We start from the raw sequence: 25,470 nt of genomic DNA, 5'->3' as shown, positions 1-25,470 counted from the left end.
ACCTGGCGAACCAGTGCACACTGCCCGCCGAACCTCATCTCACCTCGATGCTCGCCTCGGCCCGGCGCATACTCCTGTCATGTCAGGGGAGGCTTCGGAGCCGAAGACGTTCCGCAACCGCGGCTACGCCTGGATCTGCACAGCGTTCGCCGGGCTCATCGTCGGTGCGTGTCTGATCGGACTCATGACGCCTGGGCCAGAAGGCACCGGCGACGACGCGTATCTGGGCTGGCTCACGGTGGCTGCCGGAGTGGCCTTCATCGTCCGTTCCTGGCAGGTCCGCGTGGTGATCGACGGCGAGCGGGTAGTTCGCCACGGCTGGTTCATCCGTCGGTCATACCCCCGCCGGCGCGTTGACCGTGTGGAGTCGGTTCGGTACGCCGGCTTCTGGACACGCGGCGGCGCTGAGGTCGGCTGGGCCGACATGCTGTGTCTGACCATCGATGGTCGACCCACGGCAGCTCGCGAGGTCGTGGGTCGCGGCGTGACGGTCGAGCGGATCGCCGGCGAGATGTCCGTTGCGCTCGGACTCGTACCCGCCCACCTCGACCCGGTGACCGGCCAGGCACGCAAGCCACGTCACCGTGCCGCCGACGGCGGCTGAGTTTGCGCCTAGGGTCGGCGTATGGCTGACACAGCGCGGGTTGCGGTGTACATCGACTTCGACAACATGGTGATCTCGCGGTACGACGACGTGCACGGCTCCGGCCGCTGGCGGCGCGACGACGCACGCAAGCACACTCCGTCGGTCGGCTCGGGCGACGAGGTCGCGCGCAAGCTCGCCGAGGCCGAGGTCGACCTCGGCGCGATCATCGACTACGCGTCGTCGTTCGGGACGGTGGCGCTGACGCGGGCGTACGCCGACTGGTCGGTGCCCGCCAACGCCGCGTACAGGCGTCAGCTCACCGACCGTGCCGTCGACCTCGTCCAGCTGTTCGCGACCTCGGGCACCAAGAACGGCGGAGACATCCGGCTGTCGATCGACGCCATCGACGACCTGTTCCAGCACGCCGACATCACCCACGTGGTCGTGGTCGGCGGCGACTCCGACTACATCGCGCTCGCGCAGAGGTGCAAGCGGATGGGCCGCTACGTCATCGGCATCGGCGTCGCGGGCTCCACCAGTCGGGCGCTCGTCGCCGCGTGTGACGACTTCAGCATCTACAGCGACCTGCTGCCAGGAGTCGAGTACGACACCGACGCCGACCCGGTCGCCGACACGCCGCGCGAGCCCGACACCGACGACAAGGACGACGCGAGGGCTACCACGAAGGCGGCGTCCAAGAAGACCGCTCAGAGCCGAAAACCCAACAAGGGCAAGGCTGCTCAGGCCTCCACGTTGCTGCGACGAGCCATCCAGGTCGGCCTCGAGAAGGGCGACGACGGCTGGCAGCACTCCTCGAGCATCAAGAGTCAGATGCAGCGGCTCGACTCGACGTTCAAGGAGAAGTCGCTCGGCTTCAGCTCGTTCCGGGCGTTCGTCGAGGACCACGGCGACATGGTCGAGACGCGTCTGCTCGACAACGGCCAGATGGAGGTCCGCCTGCGCTGACCCTCGCTCAGGCGGGAGGCGCGTACGGCGCGAGCCTCAGCACCTTGTCGTTGGTGCCGTTGGACGTGGTTGCGTAGAGCGCGCCGCCAGGGCCTGACTGCACGGTGCGGATGCGCCCGAAAGTGTTGTCCAGCAACGGGATCTGCTCCTGCCGCGTCACCTGACCGGCGGCGTTCAGAGTCAGGACGCGGACGCCCTGCCCCTTGAGCTCGGCGACGGCGAGGGCGCCGTTCCAGCGACCCCACGCGGAGCCCTGCAAGAACGTGATGCCGCTCGTCGCGACCGTCGTCGGGCCGGACGACCAGCGTGCCGGCACCGCCTGCGGGAACGTGACCAGATCGGTCATCGGCACCTGCTCGTTGTAGCCGGGCACCGGGTCGTAGCCGTAGTTGCCGGCAGGCGTGACGAGGTTGGTCTCGTCGTCGCGATAGGTGCCCTGCTCCTGGCTCCACACCTGTGTCGTCCCGGGCCGCACGGCGAGCCCTTGCACGTTGCGGTGACCGTAGCTGTAGACCGTCCGACTCGGGCCGACCCAGCCGGCGTACGGGTTGTCGGACGGGATGCCGCCGAGCGGGTCGATGCGTAATGTCTTGCCGCCCAACGATGCTCGGCTCTGCGGGTTGGTGCCGACGGCGGCGTCGCCCGTGCCGAGCGTGATGCGCCAGCCCGGCGTGAAACGCACGCGGCAACCGGCGTGCCGGCCGGACGTGATCGGCAGCCCGGTGAGTACGGTGCGGTCGCGGACCGCGGACCTGTTGTCGGCGGCGAGGCGCCACCGGTACACCCGGACGTCGACGGCCTGGCCGGCGGACTGCTTGGACTGACACGTGTAGAAGTAGGTGTGCACGGTCGTGGGGTCGATGTCGATGCCCATCGCTCCGGCTTCGCTGGCGTTGAACACGTCGTACTGCTCGGGAGCGTTGAGCACGGATCGCGTGCCGGCTGCCGTGCGCAGGCTCATCGTGCCGCGCCGCTCGGTCATCAGCATGTCGCCGTTCTTGAAGAACGCGACGTCCCACGGGTACGACAGCCCGCTGACCACGGTCTGGACGACGGGCGCCGCCGCAGGAGCGGCCGCGGGCGCCGCCGCAGGAGCGGCCGCGGGCGCTGCGTGAGCCGGGCTCTGCGTCGTACCGGCCAGCGCCGTCGCCATCAGGGCTGCGGCTGCGGAGGCCAGCAGCGTACGAGCTCGGGGACGGCGCACGTCGCTCACCCGTCTCACGGTAGCCGCGACCTGTCGCCGCGGCTACCGCCGAGAACCGGTCAGAACGGGCAGCTGGAGCGGTACTCCTGCACCGTCGAGCTCGGTGCCGGGCCCGGGCACAGGTAGGAGCTGTACGCCGTGTCGCCGTTGACGAAGCGCTTCAGCCACGCGACTGACTGGACCGACGTCGCGGGGTTGTCGCTGTTGGTGGCGCTGTGGTCGACGTTGTTGAGCTCGAGGTAGGCGTGGGCCGAGCTCGCCGGGAGGCTCGCGTAGAACGGCTCGGCGTGGTCAGCGACCGGCGCGATCGTGTCGTTCTCGGCGCCGACGATCAGCGTGGGCGTCGTGACCTCGGGCCAGGTCTTGTCGGTGTGCCACGGCGTGAGCGGGATGGCGGCCTTCAGCGACGGCCGGGCCTTGGCGGCGGCCAGCGATCCGCCGCCACCCATCGAGTGGCCCATGACGGCCAGGCGTGACGCGTCGACCTTGCCCTTCACGGCGCTGCTGCCGGTGAGGTAGTCCAGCGAGGCGAGCAGCTGGGTGCCGCGCGAGTCGGGGTCGTCCATCGTGGAGTTGGTGTCGATCACGATGACCACGAACCCGTACGACGCCAGGCGCGGTCCGAACCACTTCACCGCCGACTGGGTCTCGAGGAAACCGGGTGAGATCGCGACGCCGCCGTAGGTGCCCGCGGCGGTCGGGTAGTAGATCGTCGCGGCACCGAAGCCGGGTGTGGAGGCGTCGGCGACCGTCGTACTCGTGTAGACGAACGGGCCGTTGCGGGTGAGGTCCTCGCCGGCGGTCGCGCGGGGCTTGGCGGCGGCCGCCGGTGCACCGGTCGCACGATCGGCCGGGGCATGGGCGGAGGCGGCGGGTGCGGTCAGGCCGACGGCGGCGGCGAGGGCGAGGGCGGCGACGACGCCACGCGGCGCCCGCATGAGTGAGCTCTGCACTGAGACTCCTTGGGGGATGCCCGGTCGGGGGTTCCGGGGTGGACAGGACCTTACCGATCCGTAACCCCGAATGAGACCTGGATCACACCAAGATCTCGTCCGGTACGCCGACGCGCCCGTCGGCGTACCGGCTGCTCGCGAGCACGGACGGGCGTACGTTCGAGGGCATGCGCATTGGTGTACCCACCGAGGTCAAGAACAACGAGTTCCGCGTCGGCATCACCGCAGTCGGCGTCCACGAGCTCGTCGCACACGGTCACGAGGTCCTCGTCCAGAAGGGCGCGGGCCTCGGCTCGTCCATCACGGACGACGAGTACGTCGCCCAGGGCGCCCGCATCGTCGACGCGGCCGACGACGTGTGGGGCGAGGCCGACATGGTCATGAAGGTCAAGGAGCCCGTGGCCGAGGAGTACCACCGGCTGCGCGAGGGCCTGACGCTGTTCACCTATCTGCACCTCGCCGCCGACCGCCCGCTCGCCGACCGGCTCCTGGAGTCGGGCGTGACGGCAGCCGCGTACGAGACCGTGCAGCAGCCGTCCGGTCTGCTGCCCCTGCTCTACCCGATGTCGGAGGTCGCGGGCTGCCTCGCGCCGCAGGTCGGGGCGTACTCGTTGATGAAGGCGCAGGGTGGCCGGGGCGTGCTCATGGGCGGTGTCGGCGGGGTCGCCAACGCCAAGGTCGTCGTCCTCGGAGGCGGCGTCGCCGGCCAGAACGCCGCCAACATCGCGCTCGGCATGGGCGCCGACGTGACCATCCTCGACACCGACCTCGACAAGCTCCGAATGAGCTTCTGGCGCTACAACAACCGCGTCCACGGCCTCGCGTCGTCGCGGCTGACGGTCGACCAGCAGGTCACCGAGGCCGACCTCGTGATCGGCGCCGTCCTCATCCCCGGAGCCAAGGCACCCAAGCTCGTGACCCACGAGATGGTGTCGCGGATGAAGCCCGGCTCGGTGCTCGTCGACATCGCCGTCGACCAGGGCGGCTGCTTCGAGGACACGCACCCGACCACGCACGCCGACCCGACGTTCCAGGTGCACGGCTCGACGTTCTACTGCGTCGCGAACATGCCCGGAGCCGTACCGAACACGTCGACCTACGCCCTCACCAACGCCACGCTGCCGTACGCCGTCCGCCTCGCCTCGCAGGGGTGGCGCGACGCGATGAAGGCCGATCCCGCACTGGCGCTCGGCCTCAACACGTACGCCGGCCGGCTCACCTGCCCGCCAGTGGGTGAGGCGTTCGGGATCGACGCGATCACCCCCGACGAAGCCCTCGCCTGATCCCTCCCGCTGGTCGAGTAGGCGAGCCCCCAGGGCGAGCCGTATCGAGACCGAGGGGTGGCGTGCACCTGGTCTCGACACGGGCCTCCGCCAGCGCTCCGGCCCTACTCGACCGGCGAGAGGGTGTCGCGGGTGATCTCGCTGATCGACCGTACGCCGGCGAGGCCCATCGTCAGGTCGAGCTCGGCGAGGATGTGCTCCAGCACGGCCTGCGCACCGTCCGCACCCGCGAGTGCGAGCCCGTACACCCACGGCCGACCGACGAGCACGGAGTCCGCGCCGAGGGCCAGTGCCTTGAAAACGTCTGCGCCCGAACGGATCCCGCTGTCGAACAGCACCGGGACGCGCCCGTCCACGACGTCGACGATCGGCGGCAGGGCGTCGAGTGACGCGATCGCACCGTCGATCTGGCGACCGCCGTGGTTGGACACCACGATGCCGTCGACGCCGTGCTCGATCGCGAGGCGCGCGTCGTCGGGGTGCTGCAGCCCCTTGAGCACGATCGGCAGCGACGTGCGAGATCGCAGCCACTCCAGGTCTTTCCACGTCAGCGTCGACCGCGAGAACGTGTCGAGGAACGTCTCGACCGCTGCCCGCGGCAACCCGGAGCGCAAGTTGGTGCGCACGTCGCCCGGGTATCGGCGTACCTGAGACAGCACCGACCGCACCGCAGCGGGTGTCGGACGCGGATCGCGTTCAGTGCGAGGGGTGTTCGCGCGCTCACGGGTCATCGCAGCGAACCGCGAGTCGCTGGTGTACTGCGCGATGCCCTGGCCCTGCGCGAACGGGAGGTGGGCGAGGTCGAGGTCGCGCGTACGCCAGCCGAGCAGATGCGTGTCGAGCGTGACGACCAGAGCCTGCGCACCGCACTCCTCGGCGCGGGCGACGAGCGAGGCGGCCAGCTCGTCGTCGCGAGACCAGTACAGCTGGTACCAATGCGGATTCGGACCCAGAGCCGCCGCCACCTGCTCCATCGGGACGGACGCCTGGGTCGAGTGGATCATCGCCAGCCCGAGCGCTCGCGCAGCGCGGGCGACCGCGTGCTCGGCCTCGCGGTGCGCCATCTCGAGCACCCCGATCGGTGCGAGCAGCACGGGCGCCGGCAGCGTCGTACCGAAGAGGTCGACCGACAGGTCGCGCTCCTCGACGTCGACCAGCATGCGCGGCACGATGCGGTGGTCGTAGAACGCCTCGGTGTTGGCCCGGTCGGTGCGCTGCTGCCCGGCCGACCCGTTGACGTACGACCACGCGCGCGGGCTCATCGCCTTGCGGGCGGCGGCCTCCAGCGCGGCCGGCTCGACCGGCACCGTGGGCCGGTGCCCGAACACGCCGGCCCGGTAGATCGCCGACTGGATCGCTCGACCGATGCTCTCCACCGGGCCTCCTCACGCTCGTGCGACAGTGCGCTCCGACGCTAGTCGAGGACGACCCACTGACGCCCGTCGATCAGCTCACGAGCCGCATCGAGCTGGCCGGCGTGCACGGCGGTCTCGGTGATCACGTGCATCACGACGGACCGGACGTCGGGGTAGGCCATGCCCCAGCTCTGCCACTGCGGGTCGGTGTACGCCGGTGCCGCGTCGAGCGTGGTCGCCGCCAGGACGGCGTCGGACCGCTCGCACGACGAGCGGTAGAACCGGACGAGGTCGTCGAGGCCTTGGTCGTCGGACACCTGCCAGTCGCCGCGGTCCTCGAACAGGCTCGCGTCGACCGGTTCGCCGCCGACGGCGCAGGTGAACCAGTAGTACTCGTCCGAGACGGCCAGGTGCTTGAGCAGGCCGAGGCAGTGCCAGCCGGACGGCAGCACCGCCCGTCGTGCCTGCTCCTCGGTCAGGCCGCCGACCATCTGCAGGACGTGGGCGCGCTGGGACTGCAGGGCCGCGAGCATCAGCGCGGTCTCACGGTCGGCGGCGGCGCTCTCGGAGGTGGGGTGGTCGGAGGTGGGGCGGTCGGCGTTCATGGCGGACTCCTTCATCGGGTGACTGTGCCTGCTACCCGGGTGTCGGAGCTCTGCGTCAGGATTCGACATCGTGACCACCGAACGCGCCATCCCGCCCCTCGACGCCGACGAGCTGACTACCCTCGAGGGCTGGCTCGACTTCCAGCGCGCCACCCTCGAGAGCAAGTGTGCCGGCCTCACCGACGAGCAGGCCGCCACCGCGTCGGTGCCGCCGTCGCCGCTCACGCTGACCGGCCTCGTGCAGCACCTGGCCGAGGTCGAGCGCGCGTGGTTCCAGGGCACGGTCGCGGGTCGGTCGTTCGAGCCGATCTTCGGCCCGAAGTCCGACCCGAGCGGCCACGAGGGCGGGTTCGAGCTCGCGCCGGATGCCACCCTCAGCGGCGCCCTCGACACCTGGCGGGCCGAGGTCGTGAGCTCGCGTGAGGCGTACGCCGGGCGCGCCGCCGCTGACACCTCACCGTTCATGGGTGGCGAGGTCACGCTGCGCTGGGTGCTGATCCACCTCGTCGAGGAGTACGCCCGTCACAACGGTCACGCCGACCTGATCCGCGAGCGCATCGACGGCGCGACCGGCGCCTGATCCGAGCCGTCCGCGATCAGGCGGCGAGCGCGCGTACCGGAGTGCGCAGCGCGGCGAGCGTGCCGGCGTACATCCCTGCCTTGATGACGCCGAGGTTGTCGCCGGCGAGTCCCTGATGGGTCGCGGCGACGCGCATCGCGGTCGGCAGGACGTCGTCCTCGGCCACCGCGTGGTCGACGATGCCGTACGCCGCGGCCTCGGTGCCGCCGTAACGCCGCCCCGTGACCATCGCCTCGTGGGCGACCTGCGGTGCGAGCCGTGACTGGATGAGCGCCGCCATCCCGGGCGTGAACGGCATGCCGAGCTGCACCTCGGGCAGCGACCAGAACCCGCGGTCGGCGCGCATCACGCGGGTGTCGTGCGCGAGCGACAGCATCGCTCCGGCCGCGAACGTGTGCCCCTGGCACGCCGCGACCGTGTGGACGGGCAGACGCAGGAAGTGCGACAGCAGTCGGTGCACCCGCGCGATGTACGCGTCGTACTCGTCGAGGTGCTGGCCGAGCCAGTCGAGATCGAGCCCGTTGGAGAAGAACTTGCCGGTCGCACGGGTGACGAGGGCGCGTGCCCCGTCGGCGACCTCGACGGTGTGCAGGTGCTCCTCGACACGGTCGAGCCAGTCCGGCGCGAAGCGGTTCTCGTCGTCGCCGAGGTCGAGGACGAAGACCTCGCCGTCGCGGGTCAGTGTCGCGGTCATGGTGCGGCTCCTTCAGGTGGTCGTGATCGGTCGTGGCCCCCGTGGCCAATAATGGAGAACGTACTCCAATACGTGGTCCGGGCGGTACCGTTTGCCCGTGGCCAGGCCGACGAAGCACGATCCCCAGCAGCTGGTCGACGCAGCGATCGCGCTCTATGCCGAGAAGGGCGCGTCGGCAGTCACGATGACCGCTGTCGCCGCCCGGGCGGGTGCGCCGAACGGCTCGATGTACCACCGCTTCCCGGGGCGCGGGTCGCTGCTCGCAGCGATGTGGTTGCGGGCGGTCCGCTCGATGCACGAGACCGTTCATGACGCCGTCGGAGACGTGGCCGGCATCAGTGACGACCCGGTGGCCGCAGCCGGCGAGGCCGCGGCGGCCCTCGGGTGCTGGTGTGTCGAGCGTCCCGCGATGGCGTCGGTGCTCTTCGCAGGACGTGCGGCGTACGACCCCGAGACCTGGCCGGCCGCCGACCGCGAGCTGGCGCTCGCCGAGCAGCGCGAGTTCGACGCGCACGCCAGCGACCTCGTCCGCGCACTGCTGGCCACGGGGATCCCGCGCGCGGTCGTCGACCTCGCGCTGCTCGACCTGCCATACGCCGGTGTCCGCCGCTACCTCGCCGAGCGGGTGCCCGTGCCGGACGCCGTGCCCGAGATCATCCGCGGGTCGGTCGTGGCGATCCTGCGCGACCACCAGCCGCGGTAGACATTCTACCTCATGCGGTATACGTTCTACCCGTGGGGCTGAACATCAAGAACGAGCACGTGCACGCGCTGGCGCGTGAGGCAGCGCGGCGCACGGGCCAGAGCCAGACGGGGGCCATTGAGGCCGCGCTCGAGCGCTATCTCAGCGAGCTCGGTGAGGTCGACCCCGAGCGGGCAGCCGCCCGCATCGACACCGTCCTGGCGTCGGCTCAGGCGCGCATCGCCGCCGTCGGTCCGCTGACGACGGAGGCGCTGGACGACGACGCCGGCCTGCCGCGGTGATCGTCGACACGTCCGCCGTCGTCGCTGTGCTCAACGGCGAGGACGGCTGGCAGGTGCTTGATCGTGCGTTGCGCGACGCCACGTCGCCCACGATGTCCGCGGCGAGCTACGTCGAGCTCGGTGCCGTGGTCGACTCCCGCCTGGATCCGCTGCTGTCCCGTGAGGTCGATCAGCTGCTGGACGCCTGGGGCGTCGAGATCGTCGCCGTCACACCGGGCGACGCCGAGGTCGCGCGTGCTGCTTACCGCGACTTCGGGCGGGGCAGCGGCCATCCCGCTCGGCTCAGCTTCGGCGACTGCTTCTCCTACGCCTTGGCTCGCACCGCGGGCGAGCCTTTGCTGTTCGTCGGCGACGACTTCGGGCACACCGACGTCGAGCCCGCCGTCCGCTCTTGACCTCACGTCGACTTCAGGTTGCAGGATGGACACCATGGCAGGGGATGAGATGGACGAAAACCGTTGGCACATCGATGATCTCGACCTCGACGCGTACCTCCGCCGCGTCGGCGTCGAGGCGCAGTCGCCGTCGCAGGCCGCGCTGGGCGAGCTGCACACCGCGCACGTGCGCACGTTCCCGTTCGAGAACGTCGACGTCATCCTGCGGCAGCACCCGGGCGTCGAGCTGTCCGCTGTCACAACGAAGTTCATCGATCACCAGCGCGGCGGCTACTGCTTCGAGCACAGCACGCTGTTCGCCGCAGCGCTCGAACGCCTCGGGTACGACGTCGAGCGCCACCTCGGCCGCGTCGGCGAGCTCGGGGTCAACGGGCGCACGCACATGGTCGTCGTCGTGGCCCTCGACGGGCGCCGCTACCTGTGCGACCCCGGGTTCGGGATGAGCCTGCTGCGGCCGATCCCGCTCGAGGACGGGGCCGAGGACGACCAGGACGGCTGGCGTTATCGCGTACGCCGGTCCGACACGTCCGCAGCGGGTGCGACCTGGCAGCTGCAGCGGCACCGCGACGACGAGTGGCAGCTGATGCACACCACCGACGAGCTGCCCGTCCACCCGGTCGACCTGGTGATGGGCCACCACTTCACCAGCGCCCATCCGCGCTCGCACTTCACCCGCGAGCTGACCGTGGCACGGCATGGGCTGGGTCGGCACACGACGTTCTCGCCGGCGGGCCTCACGGTGCGGGTTCCGGGTCAGGCGACCGAGCGGCACCCGGTCGAGGCGGCCGACGTGCCCGGCCTGCTGCGCGACCACGGCATCGAGCTGCCCGACGACCAGGTGCAGCGGCTGGTCGAGATGTGGCCCGCGATGGTCGCCGCCGCCGAGCCTGACTGACCGGTCAGGCGCTACCGCGAGACCTGACCGCCGGCGACGATGCCGTCCCAGGTCTGGGCGGCTGCACAGACCGACTCGGATGCCAGGACGTAGGCCCACGTCTCGTGCACCTCGTCGCTGGCGTTGACGGTGCCGACCCACTCGGCTGCGGCAGCACTCTTGGCCTGCACCACGGGCGAGGTCATCTCGGAGTCTCGTTTGCCTTCGACGACCCAGTGCACGCCCGCGTGGTCGATCACGATGAGGTCTGGCTCGTAGGACTTCGTGACAGCCCCGAGCTGATAGCTGATGCGCAGCGGCACGGTCTCATCGACCCGGAGCCAGGCACGCACCGACGAGGACTTCTCGCAGAGCCCGGCGATCACAAACTCGGTTGAGTACGCATCGAAAGCGTTGACCTCGTAGACCGACTTCTCCCACCCCGAGTACGGATAGAGGCGGGTGAACTCGCTCTGCTTGGTGATGACGTGGCGGTCGGCCGGCGGGCGCGACTCGTGCCGCTCGGGCGGCTCCGGCCACTTGACGGGGGCGACGGTGCGCACCACCCGGGTGGGCGTGGACGTCTGCTTGGTGCTGATCCACTCGGTGAGGCGCGTAGTCGCAAGTCGCCCGTGCTCCGCCCTCCAAGGCGTGTCTGCGCTCACTTCGGCGCCGGTCATGAACGCCCGGGCGATCCCGGTCGCCGCGTTGATCTCGGAGGTGGCGGCCGCGACGGCGTTCTGGCGCATCAGACGTGTGACCAGGTCCTGCTCGATACTTTTGAACGGGATCAGTGTCTGGGCCGCGACGACCTGCTCGTGCTGGTCGCGGATCACCACGTGTGCCGACCCGTCTTTGCCGCGTTCGGCGTCGAGTGCCTTGCGTGTCAGCGTCGGCGCGTTGTCGTCGGCGAACTGGCGACCGAGCGCCTCGACGCTCGCGAGGTTGATCTGCGTGAGTGAGAACGGGTCGCGCTCATGGCGGGTCACCACGGATGGCAGGAAGAGCGGCACTTTGATGCCACCGGGCGAGCGGGGTTCGAGGCGGCGGGTCAGCACTGCGCTGGACGCCTGCGCGGCCGCGACGCGAGCGTCCATGGTCGCGAGCGACACACCGACATGCGTGCGCGAGCCGTCGGAGCCCTGTGGCGCCTCCTCGTCGTCGAACAGCTCGAGCTGGTCGGGATCGGTCGCGGCTGGGCCGGGTATAACGATGTCGGCGGACTCCGTCTTGGACTGGAAGTCGAGGTCGAGGTCGCCCTGCTCACTGAGCGGCGTGCCCGAAGATCGTTTGCCGGCAACGGGATTCGCGACGACAGCGGCATCTTCGACGCGATCACCGAGCGTCTCTTCGAGCAGCGACTTCGCATCCTTGAGCAGAGCCGCGAAGGAATGGTGCGACAGCACCTCGACGGTATCGAGCATCGGGTTCCCGGTGCGCTGGCCGAAGGGCAGCCGCAGGCCACGGCCGAGGATCTGCTCGGTCAGCAGGTCGGACTCCATCGACCGGACCGAGGCGATGACGTAGATGTTCTTGACGTCCCAGCCCTCCTTGAGCATCGAGACGGAGACGACTGCGCGGACCTGCGATGTGGGGTTTTCGAGGTGGTCGAGTTGCGCGAGGGTGGAGTCAGGTTCCTCGGACGTCACGAGCAGCAGCTGGTCGGGATCGCCCAGCATGTCAGCCCCGGCGAGCAGATCGCGGTACTCGTTGGCCTGCTCGATCGTCGAGGTCACAACGAACATCACCGGCTCGACGAACGTCCGCCCCTTGACCTGGTCGCAGTAGGCCCGCATCGCCGCGCGTTTGGCGTCGAGCAGGGTCAGACCGTCGGAGAGCTGGGTACGCAGATCAGCGATCCCGTCGTCACGCGTCACCAGGACGGGAATCTTGACGTAGCCGTCGGCGATCGCGGCGGACAACGGGTACTGGAAGACCCGCATCGACAGCGTCGACTCGTGCGGAGTGGCGGTGAGGCCGATTGTGGCGAGCGGTGCGAGCTCAGTGATGGCCGCCCTGAACTTCTTCGCCGATTCGGAGTAGTAGACGTGGTGCTCGTCGGCGATGATGACGAGGTCGTCGGCCTGTTCGAGGTATTCGCGGACGGCGGTGCCGAGCGTCTCGTGCGGTTTGTCGGCGCGGCGACGGTCGTCCTTACGTGGCCGCAGCAGCGACTGCACCGTGAACACGAAGACCTTGAACGCGTCCGGGTCCTGCAGCGCTGCTCCGACCTCGCCGCGTTCGACGGCGTCGAGCGTGATCACAGTCGGCCGAGACTGCATGCCTCGCAGGTACTTGCGGTGGCCCGGGGTGAGGTTGTCGATGGTCTTGCGCTGGATCGTCGTGCCGGGCGTGACGATCACGACGTTGCGCACGCCGGACTCGTAGAGGTAGTCGAGCAGCCCGCCCGCGACGTAGGTCTTGCCGACGCCGGTGGCGAGGTCGGCGACCATCTCGGTGCCGGGGGTCGCGTCGTCGAGCCGGCGGGCCACTGCGCGCAGCGCCTGTTGGTTGGGCTCTCGCAGGTCGAGGTTGTACGACACCTGCTCGACGAGATGTCCGTCGTACGCGATGCTCACCGCACCGCTCCTTCCTCGCGCTGGTCGTGGTTCGGATCAGCGCTGTGCTCACGGTCGAGCACCTCGCGCAGCTTGCGCCGGGACCGCTCGGCGCCTCGGGTCAGCAGGTCACGCGGCGCCTTGCGGATGCGGGATCCCTTGGACAATGACTTCAGCGAGTCTTCCGCGCCCGGGAGGATGACCTTGGCCACGACGACGACGCGCTCGCGCTCGGACAGCGCGCCGACGATGAGACCGATCTCCTCGGCGCCGACGGCGCCGTCGATGACGGCGAGGCGCATCCGGCCGCGTACGCCGCACAGCGGCTCGGCGTCCGCCTGGTAGGTGAACCCGAGCTGGGCCGCTACCGCTCGGCTGAACTCCTCACCCTTGGCCCAGTCGGCGAGGACGACGCCGTAGGGCGTGTCTTCGTAGAGCGATCGTCCGACCTCGACCGTCCGGAAGCCCGAACCGCCCTGCCACTCAACGGTTTTCGTGATGCCGCCCGGGTCTTCGCCCCGGACGACCTTCTCCAGTCGTGGACGGATGAACTGGGCCACCGTGGCGGGGAGGATCTCGGCGGTGACCCAGCGGCGTCCCATCTTGTGTGCGACGGCGGCGGTCGTGCCCGAGCCCGCGAAGCAGTCGAGCACGATGTCGCCCGGGTTGGATCCGATGTGGATCACGCGTTCGAGCAAGCGCTCCGGCTTCGGCGTATCGAAAGTCGGACCAGGTCCAAACAACGCCCGAAGCTCCTTCATCGCCTTTGGGTTGTCGCCCAGCTCACTCGCCGGCCAGTAGTTGAACGGGACAAGCCCAGTTGACTCGTCTGGGTAGCGCTTCAGGCGCGGTTTACCCGCGCCCGCCTTGGGCCAGTAGACGCGGCCCGAATCGACCAGTTCCAGGAATCGAGTTCGCGTGTACGTCCACGCTCGCCCGGGCGGAGGCTCATGATCGACGCCGGTTGGCGTCGTGATTGTGTAGAACTGTTCGGCTGTCGCATGGCCCGACTGTGCCGACATTGGCACGCTGCGCCATGGACCCCGAGGATCGTTGTCCGGGTTCGAGTACTCGCCGAGGTCCGCCAAGCGGTTTCGATGGTCCCGCCAGCCGGGCTGTCGCGCATAGACAGTGATGTGGTCTACAGGACTACTGAATGCCGCACGGTTATCGCGGGACGTCTTCTTCTGCCAGACGATGTTGGTGACGAAGTTGGCTGGGCCGAAGATCTCGTCGAGCAGGCAGCGCATCCGGTGCTGCTCGGCGTCGTCGAGGTGAACCCACACCGAGCCGTCGGGCGACAGAAGCTCACGGATCAATAGCAACCGCTCGCGCATGAACGACAGCCACGTCGAGTGCTCCATCCAGTCGTCGTAGTGGTCGAACGCCTCGCCGGTGTTGAACGGTGGGTCGATGTATACGAGCTTGACTTTGCCGCGGTAGAGGTCGCGGTAGTCGGGCGACTCGGTGAGGATGCGCAGTACGTCGAGGCTGTCTCCGGTGAAGAGCAGGTTATTGGCGCGCGGACGGTCTTCGTCGACGTCTCCCACGCTGCCAGTCAGGTCGGCGAGCCGCACCTCGGACGCCGCCGGATGGTCGCGCTCGACCCACACCGGCTTGCCGTCGTTGTCCTTGGGCACGAGCAGGAACTTGTCCTTGCCCGGCCACATCAGCTCCAGCCGTGTCCCCGCCACCTCGTGCAGCTTCCCTCGCCCGGAGGCGCAACGCTACGGGCCACCACCCACGGGGACGGACGCCACTCACGGACTCGCGCGACCGCACCGCGATCGTGGTCGTCGTGGGCATCTGTCCAAATTATGTGGCTGGTAGATCGCGGCGCGCCACGCAACCATAGTTATGGTTAACTTTGGTCGTGGACGACAGCGATGTGATCGCCGCGCTCGCCGATGGTGAGTCTTTGACGGTCGAGTTCAAGCGGCATCGGTCCAAGCGAGACCTCTCCGAGAGCGAGCTCGTCGAGGCGGTCGTGTGCCTTGCCAACGGACGCGGCGGCATGCTGCTTCTCGGCGTTGAGGACGATGGGTCCGTCAGCGGATTCGGGCCGTCCCCCGCAGACCCCCAGGCGATTGCCGCACTCGTGCTGAACCGCACCCAACCTAACGTCTCGGTCGAGGCGACAGCCCATGACATCGGTGGGCACGTCGTGGTCTCCCTCGTGGTTCCAGACATGCCGCGCGTTGTCGGGACGAGGGGAGGGGTCTACAAGCGGCGCGCGCTCGGTGTCGACGGGCGCCCACAGTGCCTTCCCTATCTCCCCGAGGAGATGCTGTCCGACGGCTTGTTCGCCGCGGGCCAGGACTATGCGGCGCTTCCCGCGAGGGGCGCGACCATGAGCGATCTTGCGCCGGGCGAGCTCGACCGGTTTCGCGCCATGTGTGGTCGCGACAGCGGCGACGACGTGCTCACCGGCCTGAGCGACGAAGAGATCTGTCGTGCCCTTCGGGTGCTCGACACATCAGTGACGCCACCACGTCCGACTATCGGGGCGGTGCTCCTGTTCGGGAAGGAGGAGGCGCTGGCGCGGCACGTCCCGAGCGTCGAGTCGGTCTTCCAGGTCCGGGACGACGCAGAGCGTCTGCGGCGCAATGACGTGCTCCGCGCACCACTCCTTCGCACTCTTGACTGGATGGCCGAACGCATCGAGCCGTTCAACGAGGAGCAGGAGGTCATGGTCGGACTGCTTCGCGTCGCCGTTCCGCGGGTTGCCCCCGAGGTCGTGCGCGAAGCAGTGGCCAACGCGTTGGTGCATCGGGACTACACGGAGATCGGTCCCATCCGCGTACTCCTGTCGCCGGAGTCGATGACGGTGAGCAGTCCTGGCGGCTTTCCGCGCGGAGTGAATCTGGACAACCTCCTTGACACCTCGGCGCCGCGGAGCCCGATCCTTGCCGACGCGTTCAAGCGCGCTGGTCTGGTGGACCGCGCAGGTCGAGGCATCAGTCGGATGTTCCGAGCCCAGCTTCTCGCAGGCAGGGACGAGCCCGACTACGCCACGAGCACCGACTCATCGGTGCGTGTCGAGATACCCACCGCGGACGCGGACCTCGGCATGGTCCGGTTCGTGCGGTCCTACGCCGACGGTCGTGCACGTGACCTCCCGCTTGATCAAGTCCGCATACTCCATGAGCTGCGACATTCTGGCCGGGTTCGAGCGGGTGAGCTGGAGACTGCGTTGAGGCTCAGCACGGCCAAGGTGCGCACTGCGTCGACCAGGCTCGTGGAGCAAGGTCTTGTCGAGCAGATCGGGAGCGGTCGCACGCGCCAGTACTCGTTGGGTCCCGCCTACTACGAGGCTGCAAGTGATCGGGACGCCTATGTTCGAGTCAGGTCGACCGATCCCCTGCAGCAACGCCAGATGGTGCTCCAGTACGTCGATGCGTACGGGAGCATCACCCGCAGCCAAGTGATGAGTCTGTGTTCCGTTGGCACATCCCAGGCGCGAGCGCTGCTGCGTGATCTCGTCGGCGACGGGCATCTGGTGATGCAGGGCGAACGTCGCGGGGCGCATTACGTCATGCCGACGATGGGGCGACAGTAGCGGCGAGTGTCGGCGTCGGAGGTCAGGATGAGGGCATGACGCGACGACGATGCCGGCCCGGGGGAGCCTGCGACCTCGGCCGGAGGAGGAGTCTCGTCAGGAGGCTCAGGTGACGCGCTGGGTGCTGCACGTCGACATGGACCAGTTCCTCGCGGCCGTCGAGCTGCTGCGCCGTCCTGAGCTCGTCGGCCTCCCGGTCGTGGTCGGTGGCAGGGGAGACCCGAGCGAGCGGGCGGTCGTCTCCACGGCGTCGTACGAAGCCCGCGAGTTCGGCATCCGCTCCGGCATGCCGCTCAAGACGGCCGTGCGCAAGTGCCCTGATGCGGTGTTCCTGCCCGTCGACTTCCCGGTCTACGAAGCGGCGTCGGCCCAGGTCATGCAGACCCTGCGTGACTTCCCGGGTGCGACCGTGCAGCTGCTCGGCTGGGACGAGGCGTTCGTCGGCATCGAGACCGACGACGTCGACGCGACTGCCCAGGCCATCCGTGACGCGGTGCTCGCCGCCACCGACCTGCACTGCTCGATCGGCATCGGCGACACCACGGTGCGCGCCAAGAACGCCACCGACTTCGGCAAGCCTCGCGGCACCTTCAGGCTCACCGCTGACAACTGGCTCGACCACATGGGTCATCGCCCGACCAAGGCGCTGTGGGGAGTCGGCCCGCGCATCGCAGAACGGTTGGCATCATTAGGTATTCGCACGGTCGCCGAGCTCGCGGCATCGCCCGACGAACCGCTGATGGCCGAGTTCGGGCCCAACACCGGCCCGCACATCGGGCGCCTCGGCCGGGGCGAGGGCGCCACCACGGTCGACGACACGCCCTGGGTCGCGCGGGCGCACGGTCACGAGACCACCTACCAGCGCAACCTCGAGACCGCCGACGAGATCGCCGCAGCGCTCCGCACGCTCGCCGACCAGGTCGTCGAGTCGATCAAGGCCGAGGGTCGCGCGTGCATGCGGGTCCACCTCAAGGTGCGGTTCGCGCCGTTCTTCACCAAGACGCGCGTCCGCAAGCTGGCCGAGCCGACGTACGACCCCGCCGTCATCGCGCAGACCGCGCTCGACCTGCTGCTGGGGCTCGACGACGACCGCCCGATCCGGCTGCTCGGCGTCCGCGGCGAGATGGTCGCGCCCGAGGGCGGCTACGACCCGCCGCGCACTCACGGTCGCCCGGGCGCGCCGTAGCGCCGTGCGGCGCGTGTTTCGACACCCGTTCCGCCAGGAGTCGTCGTACGACGGTCACCCGCGGTTGGTCTGCACGCCCTAGCGTCGACAAGACCCGCACTCTCGACGAGGAGCCCACCGTGCGTCGTACTCTCACCGCCCTGGCCGCCACCGCCCTGCTCGCCACCACCGGTCTCGTCGGCGCCCGGCCCGCGTCCGCCGGTCAGGTGCCCGGCCCGCCCCACTTCGACCTGCAGGCCCACCGCGGTGGCATCGGCATGACGACCGAGGAGACGCCGGAGGGCTTCGCCAAGGCGCTGCGCCTGGGCGTGACAACGCTCGAGCTCGACACCCAGGTCACGAAGGACCGCAAGGTCGTCGTCACGCACGACCGGCAGGTCAGCGGCACGAAGTGCCAGGACACGGCACCCGTGACCCCGGGCGACCCGCAGTTCCCCTACGTCGGGAAGTACATCAAGGACCTCACCCTCGCCCAGGTCAAGACGCTCAACTGCGGCTACCAGCAGCTGCCCGGCTTCCCCGACCAGGAGGTCGTGCCCGGCGCCCGGATGGCCGAGCTCAAGGACGTCTTCGACGTGGTGAAGCGCTACCGCGCGTACGACGTCACGCTCAACATCGAGACCAAGGTCGAGGCCGGTGCGCCCGAGCAGACCGCGCCGCGGGACATCTTCGTGACGCGGGTCCACGACGAGATCGCCGCCTCGGGTCTGTCGCGTCAGGTGACCGTGCAGTCGTTCGACTGGGGATCGCTCATGCTGATGCACCGCCTCGCACCGCGAATCCCGTTGGTAGCACTCACGAACTACGACTTCCTGCAGGTCGGCAAGCCAGGGGCCTCGCCGTGGTTGGGCGGGATCGACGCGGACGACTTCGGTGGTGACTTCGTCGCGGCGGCCGACTCGATCGAGGGCGTGACCACGCTGTCGCCCAACTACGGCTTCCCGCAGAACGGCAAGATCGGCGACCCCGGCTTCCGGTTCTATGCGGACAAGTCGATGATCGACCGCGCGCACGCCCGTGGCCTGAAGGTCGTGCCGTGGACGTGCGACGACATGCCGACCGTGGCGCAGCTCATGGACTGGGGTGTCGACGGCATCATCACCGACTACCCCGACAAGGTCCGCAACCTGATGGACCAGCGCGGGATGAAGCTGCCGCGTCAGCACCGCGACCACGCCTGACGTCGTACGCCGTCGTACGAGCACGGTCGTCGCGCTTGCGGCAACCCGTCGCCGTGGCGGTGCGTCCCAGGCCACGTGAAGAGATGGCTGCCCTCCCTGCTGGTCCTGGTGCTCACCCTCGTCGTGTCAGCGGTGGCGATGCCGCGTGCCCACGCCTGCTCCTGCATGTACGCGAGCACGCCCGCCGCAGCGAAGGCCCGGGCCGACGTGGTCCTCGGCGGCGAGGTCACCGCGGTGCGTGACGCAGGTGAGGACCAGGCCATCACGATGCGGGTCGACCGGGTCTACAAGGGTGCGGCGCACCGGACGGCGTACGTGCGCACCGCCGCCCAGACCACCGCCTGCGGCGCCCCGATGCGGGAGGGGCAGAAGGCGCTGGTGTTCGGCCGGGGTGAGGGAGTCGTGATCGAGACCAGCTGGTGCGACGGCACCCGACGTCTGCGCGCCGATCGTCCGCAGACCTGGCAGGCGGAGCTCGGGCCGGGTGCCGCGCCACGGGCCGGGTCTCCGGGCGACCCGCCGCCGGAGTGGAAGGGCGGTCTGGCGGGCACGCTCGCCTGGTTCGACCGCACCGGGGCGTGGCCGGTGGCGGTGGCCGCGCTGTTCACGGTCGCTCTCGCGGTGGTGCTGACCCTCCGGCGGCGCCGGGACGACCACAACGCCCACTGACCAGCCGAAATGTGACTTCACGAGTGCGCAGAGCAGCCCGGGGAGGTGGGGGTTGGTGCTCAGGCAGCTCCGGCCGGCACCCGGTCGAGGAACCCGAGCACCGTCTCGATCCGGCCCTGGTCGTCGGTCACGACCACGTCGAACCCGATCACCAGCGGCTCGGCGCCCTCCGGGCCGAGGCCCCACTGGAACCGCGTCTGCCGGTGGTGGTGGTCGGGCTCGCCGACGAGCGTGAAGACCATCCCCGGGAACTGCTCGTGCACCGCCGCGATCGTGGCGCTGATCGCGTCGCGGCCGGCGGCGTCGGCGAGCGGGTCGGTGTACGACGCGTTGTCGGCCCAGCTCTCGGCGAGCAGCTTCGTCCGCGCGTCGGTGTCCTGCTCGTTCCAGGTGGCGAGGTAGGCGGTGGTGACGTCTTTCATGGCGGAATCCCTTCCAGGAGAGTCGTTCTCGGCTGATGGACACAACTCTCGCCGGGATGGGTCAGGGCGTCGATGACCTCACAGGTCATGCTCCGCCGCACGAGGCGCGTCATCCGTACGGTCGTGGCCTGCGTGCACGTCGAACACCGCATAGCGCGACGACAACCAGTCGACCGCCGGCCCGATGAGGAGGATGACCAGCACCGTGCCGACGCCGACGTCACCACCCATCAGCCAGCCGAGCACGGCGCCGAGCACCTGCACCGTGCTGTAGCTCCACCGGAACGGCACGGGCGGGTCCCACGCGAGCGCCGCCGCCTCGGTCGGGCCGGCGCCGGTGCCGCTGCCGAGATAGCCGGCCACTCCGACGATCAGGACCGGAAAAGCGAGCAGCAGCAACAGGACTCGCGCTGCCAACGATGTCGGCTCGTCCACCAGACGCAGCCCCACGTCGACGACGAACCCCACGACCACCGGTTGTACGACGGTGCCCAGCCCCGGTCGTACGCGCCGTGCCCAGGCGATCGCCACACACACGAGGCCGACGAGCACGTTGGCCGCCATGAACGGCATGCCGGTCCACAGGGCCAGGCCGTTGATGAGGGTGGAGTAGCCGTCGGAGCCGAGCGCCGCCCGCAGCAGCAGCGTCACACCTGCCGCAAGGACCACACACGACACGACGAGCTGCACGATCCGACGGGGCACGGCCCGATGCTATGCACCCGTTCGTCACCGAAAGAACCCTGTCGCCTGTCGGTGCGGGTCACTAGCGTCGGCAGGACCAGCCCGTCACCCACCTGGAGGTTCGATCATGGCCAGCCGCCTCAACCCGTTCATCTCCTTCGACGGCACGGCCAAGAAGGCGATGGAGTTCTACCAGGCCGTCCTCGGCGGTGAGCTCACCAGCAACACGTACGGGGAGCTCAGCGCCGATCACGGCGACGACGCCGACAAGATCATGTACTCCATGCTCGAGACCCCGGACGGCTTCACCCTGATGGCCTCCGACACCCCGGCCGGGGTGGACTACAAGCCCGGCACCAACATCACCATCAGCCTCAGTGGCGACGACGACGACAACCTGCGCGGCTGGTTCGAAAAGCTCGCCGACGGCGGTCAGATCACCGTGCCGCTGGAGAAGCAGCTGTGGGGCGACGAGTTCGGCATGCTCGTCGACAAGTTCGGCATCGGCTGGCTCGTCAACATCGCCGGCGAGGACAACAAGGGCTGACCGCGGCCCGTACGCCGACCGGCGCGGCCGGCGTACGTCGACTCAGCGGCGGCGCCGGGCGATCGCGCGCTGCAGCCGGTCCATCTTGGGCTGGTACGACGTCGGGAACGCCCGCGCCAGCAGGTCCGGTACGACGGCGCTCGCCGCGATGAGGACCCGCCCCTTGCGCTGCTCGACACCCGCTGAGGATCTGCGCGGCCGCCTTGTCGGCCGGATAGGTCAGCACCTTCGCGAACGACGCCTTGCCCTGGGCCGCCCCGCTGGCGGGTCGGCTCGCCCGGTGATGTGGGTGGTGAGTGGACTGTGCACTGGTTCGTGTGGTGAGCCAGGCTCGGCGCGTGGCGCCCCACGCGAACCAGTGCACAGCGCTCGCCGACCCCGGTCGCCGGAGCGGGTGGCATCGGCCCCCCTCGTACGGTGGGCCGCCCCGCTGGTCGAGTAGGCGAGCCCCACGCCGCTGGTCGAGTAGGCGAGCCCCACAGGGCGAGCCGTATCGAGACCTGGTGACGCAAAGGGAGAGCCTCCCTCGCGGTGGCGGTGGTTTCGACACGGGCTCGCCCTGTGGGGGCTCGCCCGGCTCAACCAGCGGGTCGGCTCAACCCGCGGGCGTGCGCGCCCGGACCGGGTCACGGCGTACAGCCGTCGGTGTCGCGTCCCACCAGCGTCGGCAGCAGCGCGTCAGCGCCGACTGCTCCGACAGGCCGAGCAGGCCTGCGACCTGGGTGAGCGGCATGTCGGTGGTGGTGAGGTAACGCGCGGCGGCTTCGCGGCGGACGTCGTCGAGGATGGCGGCGTACGACGTGCCCTCGTCCGCGAGGCGGCGCTGCAGTGTGCGCGGGTGGACGGCGAGAAGCCTTGCGACAGAGGCGATCTCGGGCGGCGAGGTGCCGAGCGACTCGTGCACGGCCCGGTGCACGCGCGCGACGGTCGACGTCTGTGACTCGGGTGCGTGCTCGGCGAGGAACGCCAGTGCGAGGCGGCGCACGTTGTCGTCGACGCCGGTGAGCGGCCGGTCCTCCAGAGTGCGCGGCACGCGCAGCAGCGCGCGGGGTCGGCCCACACGGACGGGCACGCCGAAGTACTCCTCGTAGACCTCGATCGGTGCGGGCGGGTCGTACGGCAGCTCGACGGTGCGCAGACCGTACGGGCCGTCGACGAGGAAGCCGATGGCCCGGTGCAGGAAGCCCAGGCCGAGGTCGGTGGCCTGGACGAGCGTGGGCAGGCCGGGCGCGAGCCCGTAGTGGACGGCGACGATGCCGCGCGCGTCGTACGGGTCGTCCACGACGGTGAGGCTGAGCGACTCGGCGTGCACGAACAGGTAGCGCGACGTGCACTCCAGGGCGTCGCCGACCGTCGGGGAGTTCTGGATCGCGACCGCGAGCGGGCCGAGCATGCCCAGGTCCTGGCGGGCTGCGACGCGCAGGCCGAGGTCAGGTACGCCGAGGTCGCGGGCGGCCAGCTCGAGCACGACGGCGATCGGCTCGCCCGGGACGAGCAGGTCGTCGGAGTCGAGCGCCGCCACCGGGAGACCGGCGCGAGCGGCGTACGCCTCGGGGTCACCGCCGAGCCCGGTGACCGTGTCGCGGAAGCCGCGCAGCCCCGCGGACCGGATCATCGCCATGTCGTCCAGGGTCAAACGCTCGTCGCGCAGAGTCAAGCGGTTCGCCGGAACGATCGTTCAGACTGGGCGGTATGACTGCTTCTCCCAGCGTGATCGGCACGGACGACGAGCTCGGCGACGGTGCCCACCTCGACGTCGTGATCGTCGGTGCCGGCCTGTCCGGCATCGGTGCGGCGTACCGCCTGCAGACCGAGTGCCCTGGCCGCAGCTACACGATCCTCGAAGCCCGCGACGCGATGGGCGGCACGTGGGACCTCTTCCGCTATCCCGGCGTGCGCTCCGACTCGGACATGTTCACGCTCGGCTACCCGTTCAAGCCGTGGCGTGATGCGAAGTCCATCGCCGACGGCCCGTCGATCCTGCGCTACATCCGCGAGACCGCAGCGGAGTTCGGCATCGACCGGCACATCCGCTACGGCACGCGCGTGGTGGATGCGGACTGGTCGACGGCTGACGCGCGCTGGACGCTGACGGTGGAGCAGGACGGTGTACGCCGGACGCTCACGTGCTCGTTCCTCTACTCCTGCGCGGGCTACTACGACTACGAGAAGCCTTACGCCCCAACGTTTCCCGGCATCGACGACTTCGCTGGTGAGGTCGTCCACCCGCAGCTCTGGCCTGAGGACCTCGACTACGCCGACAAGCGCGTCGTCATCATCGGCTCGGGTGCGACGGCCGTGACCCTCGTGCCCTCGATGGCGCAGACCGCGGCGCACGTGACGATGCTGCAGCGCAGCCCCACCTGGATCAGCGCCGTGCCGGCTCGCGACAGGATCGCCGACAAGATCCGGGAGTCGTTGCCTCCCAACGCTGCTCACCAGATCGTGCGCACCAAGAACATCCTGTTCGGGATCGGGTTCTACCAGTTCTGCCAGCGCCGTCCCGAGCGTGCCCGCAAGCTGCTGACCGGGCTGAGCACGCGCATCCTCAAGGACGAGCAGATGGTCAAGGACCACTTCACGCCGACCTACAACCCGTGGGACCAGCGGCTGTGCGCTGTCCCGGACGCCGACCTGTTCAAGGCGATCAAGAAGGGCAGCGCGAGCGTCGTCACCGATCACATCGACATGTTCGTGCCCGAGGGAATCCGCCTGCAGTCCGGTGAGGTGCTCGAGGCCGACGTCGTGGTCACGGCAACAGGCCTGCAGCTGCTGGCTTTCGGCGGCATCCAGCCCCACGTCGACGGACGTCCGGTCGCCCTGTCCGAGGAGTTCGTGTGGCGCGGGGCGATGGTCTCGGGCGTGCCCAACTTCGCCGTCTGCATCGGCTACACCAACGCGTCGTGGACCCTGCGCGCCGACCTCACGTCGCGCCTGGTCTGCAAGGTGCTCAACCACATGGACAAGAACGGGTTGGCCGCCGTCGAGCCGCGGCCCGACACCGACCTGCAGGAGCGCCCGCTGCTCGACCTGGCCTCCGGCTACGTCCAGCGCTCGATCGACGCGTTCCCGAAGCAGGGCGATCGCACCCCGTGGAAGGTCCGGCAGAACTACGTGCTCGACGCGGCAACCACGTTGCGTACCAACCTTTCTCGCACCCTGCACGGCACGCCGAGGTCAGCGGTACGACGGTCCCGCCCGGTCGGCGTACCCGCACCGGCTCCGGCGCACGCCGACGAGACGATGGAGGTGGCGAGCTGATGTCGACCACCGAGCCCGCCCGCGCCGCGTACGCGACTGCGACCGACACGACGACCGTCGAGGTGAGCGGTCACCCGATCCGCGTGCGCGTGACCGGTGCCGCCGACGCGCCACCCGTACTGCTCATCCACGGCATCGCGCGCAGCCTGGAGGACTTCACGGCCACCCAGGACCTGCTGTCCGACGAGTACCGCGTCATCAACATGGACCTGCCCGGCTTCGGGCTGACGCGCAAGCAGCCCGGTCGACCGACGCTCGAGTCGTTCGCCCGCGCGGCGATCGGCGTCCTCGACGCGCTGGGTGTCCAGGAGCCGACCCATGTCATGGGCAACTCGCTGGGCGGTGCGGTCGCCATGACCGTCGCTGCGCACCACCCGGAGCGGGTAGCGAGCCTGGTGCTGGCCAACGCCGCCGGGTTCGGCCGGCAGGTCAACATCTCGCCGCTGCCGATGGTCTGGGCCGGCCTGTCGAGCCTGCCTCGCGTCGGGGCGCGCTTCGTCGACCGCGCCCGCGAGGCCGGGGCGCAGGTCAATCGTGACCTGTTCGTCGACGGGTCGTTCGCGACGCCCGAGATGATCAAGCACGCGGGCAAGGTCGGGCGACAGCGCGACTTCCGAGCGACGTTCTTCGGGACGGCGTTCGGCATGGGTGTGCCCGGCCTCGGCACGTTCCCGGGATGGCGGCGTGAGCTGCTCGCTGCGGTGCGTGCGTCCGGCGTGCCGGTGCTGGTCGTCTGGGGTGACACCGACAACGTGCTGCCCGTCGCGCACCTCGACGGTGCTCGCACCGGCCTGCCCGGTGCGCGATACCACCTGTTCGAGCGGACCGGTCACATGCCGCAGATCGAGCGGGCGCCCGAGTTCGCCTCTCTCGTCAAGGAATTCATCGCCTCCGCGCGCTGAGCCGAACCGCTGGTCGAGCCGG

25 protein-coding genes are annotated in these 25,470 nt (G+C 69.6%); 15 read left to right on the top strand and 10 right to left on the bottom strand.

The annotated features are described in order from the left end of the window. Window positions 1–79: 79 nt before the first annotated feature. Both VV01_RS18170 and VV01_RS18165 read left to right on the top strand, forming a co-directional pair. Entirely contained in the window at window positions 80–604 is a 525-nt protein-coding gene (locus VV01_RS18170) for a hypothetical protein (RefSeq protein WP_050671125.1), read from the top strand. A 21-nt stretch (window positions 605–625) separates the two neighbouring features. After that, a complete protein-coding gene (locus VV01_RS18165; protein ID WP_050671124.1) occupies window positions 626–1,552 on the top strand; it encodes an NYN domain-containing protein in 927 nt (308 codons plus the stop codon). 7 nt (window positions 1,553–1,559) lie between these two features. Here the strand turns inward: VV01_RS18165 and VV01_RS18160 are convergent, their stop codons facing one another. Together VV01_RS18160 and VV01_RS18155 are read right to left on the bottom strand one after the other, a co-directional pair. Then, on the bottom strand, window positions 1,560–2,765 hold the full coding sequence (locus VV01_RS18160) for a PQQ-dependent sugar dehydrogenase (protein ID WP_050671123.1): 1,206 nt from the start codon (window positions 2,763–2,765) through the stop codon (window positions 1,560–1,562). Between the two features lie 50 nt (window positions 2,766–2,815). After that, window positions 2,816–3,709 (bottom strand): poly(ethylene terephthalate) hydrolase family protein, encoded by an 894-nt coding sequence (locus VV01_RS18155; protein ID WP_231635273.1) that lies wholly within the window; start codon window positions 3,707–3,709, stop codon window positions 2,816–2,818. A gap of 167 nt (window positions 3,710–3,876) precedes the next feature. Here VV01_RS18155 and ald point away from each other — a divergent pair, with 167 nt between their 5' ends. Next, a complete protein-coding gene (ald, locus tag VV01_RS18150) occupies window positions 3,877–4,992 on the top strand; it encodes an alanine dehydrogenase (protein WP_050671121.1) in 1,116 nt (371 codons plus the stop codon). Between the two features lie 104 nt (window positions 4,993–5,096). Here ald and VV01_RS18145 read toward each other — a convergent pair whose 3' ends face one another. Together VV01_RS18145 and VV01_RS18140 are read right to left on the bottom strand one after the other, a co-directional pair. Continuing rightward, window positions 5,097–6,368 (bottom strand): alpha-hydroxy-acid oxidizing protein, encoded by a 1,272-nt coding sequence (locus VV01_RS18145; RefSeq protein WP_050671120.1) that lies wholly within the window; start codon window positions 6,366–6,368, stop codon window positions 5,097–5,099. 38 nt (window positions 6,369–6,406) lie between these two features. Then, entirely contained in the window at window positions 6,407–6,967 is a 561-nt protein-coding gene (locus VV01_RS18140) for a DinB family protein (protein ID WP_231635272.1), read from the bottom strand. A gap of 55 nt (window positions 6,968–7,022) precedes the next feature. Here VV01_RS18140 and VV01_RS18135 point away from each other — a divergent pair, with 55 nt between their 5' ends. Further along, on the top strand, window positions 7,023–7,532 hold the full coding sequence (locus VV01_RS18135; RefSeq protein WP_231635271.1) for a DinB family protein: 510 nt from the start codon (window positions 7,023–7,025) through the stop codon (window positions 7,530–7,532). A 16-nt stretch (window positions 7,533–7,548) separates the two neighbouring features. Here the strand turns inward: VV01_RS18135 and VV01_RS18130 are convergent, their stop codons facing one another. Continuing rightward, entirely contained in the window at window positions 7,549–8,226 is a 678-nt protein-coding gene (locus VV01_RS18130) for an enoyl-CoA hydratase/isomerase family protein (RefSeq protein ID WP_050671117.1), read from the bottom strand. Window positions 8,227–8,323: 97 nt separating this feature from the next. Between VV01_RS18130 and VV01_RS18125 the strand changes: the two genes are divergently transcribed. From VV01_RS18125 to VV01_RS18110, 4 genes are read left to right on the top strand one after another with little or no spacing between them, the layout of a single operon-like run. Then, entirely contained in the window at window positions 8,324–8,929 is a 606-nt protein-coding gene (locus VV01_RS18125; RefSeq protein WP_050671116.1) for a TetR/AcrR family transcriptional regulator, read from the top strand. Between the two features lie 32 nt (window positions 8,930–8,961). Then, window positions 8,962–9,210: a type II toxin-antitoxin system VapB family antitoxin gene (locus tag VV01_RS23985; protein WP_050671115.1), complete on the top strand. Its 249-nt coding sequence runs from the start codon at window positions 8,962–8,964 to the stop codon at window positions 9,208–9,210. Further along, entirely contained in the window at window positions 9,207–9,605 is a 399-nt protein-coding gene (locus VV01_RS18115; protein ID WP_050671114.1) for a type II toxin-antitoxin system VapC family toxin, read from the top strand. Before VV01_RS23985 ends, VV01_RS18115 begins: the two co-directional genes overlap by 4 nt. Before the next feature lie 34 nt (window positions 9,606–9,639). Continuing rightward, entirely contained in the window at window positions 9,640–10,500 is an 861-nt protein-coding gene (locus VV01_RS18110) for an arylamine N-acetyltransferase family protein (RefSeq protein WP_197275101.1), read from the top strand. A gap of 11 nt (window positions 10,501–10,511) precedes the next feature. On the opposite strand, the gene VV01_RS18105 is transcribed toward VV01_RS18110, so the two are convergent. After that, a complete protein-coding gene (locus VV01_RS18105; protein ID WP_050671113.1) occupies window positions 10,512–13,058 on the bottom strand; it encodes a DEAD/DEAH box helicase in 2,547 nt (848 codons plus the stop codon). Further along, window positions 13,055–14,707, bottom strand: a complete 1,653-nt coding sequence (locus VV01_RS18100; protein ID WP_050671112.1) for a site-specific DNA-methyltransferase — start codon at window positions 14,705–14,707, stop codon at window positions 13,055–13,057. The genes VV01_RS18105 and VV01_RS18100 overlap by 4 nt, the downstream gene beginning before the upstream one ends. Window positions 14,708–14,910: 203 nt before the next feature. Between VV01_RS18100 and VV01_RS18095 the strand changes: the two genes are divergently transcribed. The 4 genes from VV01_RS18095 to VV01_RS18080 all read left to right on the top strand — a co-directional run bounded on the left by VV01_RS18095 (window position 14,911) and on the right by VV01_RS18080 (window position 19,632). Beyond that, window positions 14,911–16,596: an RNA-binding domain-containing protein gene (locus tag VV01_RS18095; RefSeq protein ID WP_197275100.1), complete on the top strand. Its 1,686-nt coding sequence runs from the start codon at window positions 14,911–14,913 to the stop codon at window positions 16,594–16,596. Between the two features lie 109 nt (window positions 16,597–16,705). Continuing rightward, entirely contained in the window at window positions 16,706–17,782 is a 1,077-nt protein-coding gene (locus VV01_RS18090) for a DNA polymerase IV (protein WP_231635270.1), read from the top strand. A 119-nt stretch (window positions 17,783–17,901) separates the two neighbouring features. Next, window positions 17,902–18,963 carry a glycerophosphodiester phosphodiesterase family protein gene (locus VV01_RS18085; protein WP_071606434.1) on the top strand — a complete coding sequence of 354 codons (1,062 nt, stop codon included), beginning with the start codon at window positions 17,902–17,904 and terminating at the stop codon, window positions 18,961–18,963. A gap of 75 nt (window positions 18,964–19,038) precedes the next feature. Then, window positions 19,039–19,632 carry a hypothetical protein gene (locus VV01_RS18080; protein WP_050671110.1) on the top strand — a complete coding sequence of 198 codons (594 nt, stop codon included), beginning with the start codon at window positions 19,039–19,041 and terminating at the stop codon, window positions 19,630–19,632. Window positions 19,633–19,691: 59 nt separating this feature from the next. Here the strand turns inward: VV01_RS18080 and VV01_RS18075 are convergent, their stop codons facing one another. After that, complete coding sequence (locus tag VV01_RS18075; RefSeq protein WP_050671109.1) at window positions 19,692–20,054, bottom strand: nuclear transport factor 2 family protein; 363 nt, start codon at window positions 20,052–20,054, stop codon at window positions 19,692–19,694. A gap of 78 nt (window positions 20,055–20,132) precedes the next feature. Next, window positions 20,133–20,759 carry a YczE/YyaS/YitT family protein gene (locus VV01_RS18070; protein ID WP_050671108.1) on the bottom strand — a complete coding sequence of 209 codons (627 nt, stop codon included), beginning with the start codon at window positions 20,757–20,759 and terminating at the stop codon, window positions 20,133–20,135. A gap of 106 nt (window positions 20,760–20,865) precedes the next feature. Between VV01_RS18070 and VV01_RS18065 the strand changes: the two genes are divergently transcribed. Beyond that, on the top strand, window positions 20,866–21,285 hold the full coding sequence (locus tag VV01_RS18065) for a VOC family protein (protein WP_050671107.1): 420 nt from the start codon (window positions 20,866–20,868) through the stop codon (window positions 21,283–21,285). Window positions 21,286–21,880: 595 nt separating this feature from the next. Here the strand turns inward: VV01_RS18065 and VV01_RS18060 are convergent. Continuing rightward, complete coding sequence (locus VV01_RS18060) at window positions 21,881–22,906, bottom strand: AraC family transcriptional regulator (protein WP_050671106.1); 1,026 nt, start codon at window positions 22,904–22,906, stop codon at window positions 21,881–21,883. Window positions 22,907–22,977: 71 nt separating this feature from the next. On the opposite strand from VV01_RS18060, the gene VV01_RS18055 reads away from it, so the two are divergent. Beyond that, window positions 22,978–24,546 carry a flavin-containing monooxygenase gene (locus VV01_RS18055; RefSeq protein ID WP_050671105.1) on the top strand — a complete coding sequence of 523 codons (1,569 nt, stop codon included), beginning with the start codon at window positions 22,978–22,980 and terminating at the stop codon, window positions 24,544–24,546. After that, window positions 24,546–25,448, top strand: coding sequence for an alpha/beta fold hydrolase (locus VV01_RS18050; RefSeq protein ID WP_050671104.1), 903 nt, complete (start codon window positions 24,546–24,548; stop codon window positions 25,446–25,448). Before VV01_RS18055 ends, VV01_RS18050 begins: the two co-directional genes overlap by 1 nt. Window positions 25,449–25,470: the final 22 nt, after the last annotated feature.

The sequence above is a fragment of the Luteipulveratus halotolerans genome (assembly GCF_001247745.1).
GTDB lineage: Bacteria > Actinomycetota > Actinomycetes > Actinomycetales > Dermatophilaceae > Luteipulveratus > Luteipulveratus halotolerans.
The sequence above is the reverse complement of the archived record's forward strand: the minus strand, read 5'-3'. Positions and strand labels throughout refer to the sequence as shown.

Bases quoted from the DNA above. Each gene is read 5' to 3' on its own strand.
- VV01_RS18165 (WP_050671124.1), top strand. From the start codon at position 626: ATGGCTGACACAGCGCGGGTTGCGGTGTACATCGACTTCGACAACATG.
- VV01_RS18050 (WP_050671104.1), top strand. From the start codon at position 24,546: ATGTCGACCACCGAGCCCGCCCGCGCCGCGTACGCGACTGCGACCGAC.
- VV01_RS18075 (WP_050671109.1), bottom strand. From the start codon at position 20,054: ATGAAAGACGTCACCACCGCCTACCTCGCCACCTGGAACGAGCAGGAC.
- VV01_RS18130 (WP_050671117.1), bottom strand. From the start codon at position 8,226: ATGACCGCGACACTGACCCGCGACGGCGAGGTCTTCGTCCTCGACCTC.
- VV01_RS18060 (WP_050671106.1), bottom strand. From the start codon at position 22,906: ATGGCGATGATCCGGTCCGCGGGGCTGCGCGGCTTCCGCGACACGGTC.
- VV01_RS18110 (WP_197275101.1), top strand. From the start codon at position 9,640: ATGGCAGGGGATGAGATGGACGAAAACCGTTGGCACATCGATGATCTC.
- ald (WP_050671121.1), top strand. From the start codon at position 3,877: ATGCGCATTGGTGTACCCACCGAGGTCAAGAACAACGAGTTCCGCGTC.
- VV01_RS18065 (WP_050671107.1), top strand. From the start codon at position 20,866: ATGGCCAGCCGCCTCAACCCGTTCATCTCCTTCGACGGCACGGCCAAG.
- VV01_RS18100 (WP_050671112.1), bottom strand. From the start codon at position 14,707: ATGTGGCCGGGCAAGGACAAGTTCCTGCTCGTGCCCAAGGACAACGAC.
- VV01_RS18170 (WP_050671125.1), top strand. From the start codon at position 80: ATGTCAGGGGAGGCTTCGGAGCCGAAGACGTTCCGCAACCGCGGCTAC.
- VV01_RS18055 (WP_050671105.1), top strand. From the start codon at position 22,978: ATGACTGCTTCTCCCAGCGTGATCGGCACGGACGACGAGCTCGGCGAC.
- VV01_RS18140 (WP_231635272.1), bottom strand. From the start codon at position 6,967: ATGAAGGAGTCCGCCATGAACGCCGACCGCCCCACCTCCGACCACCCC.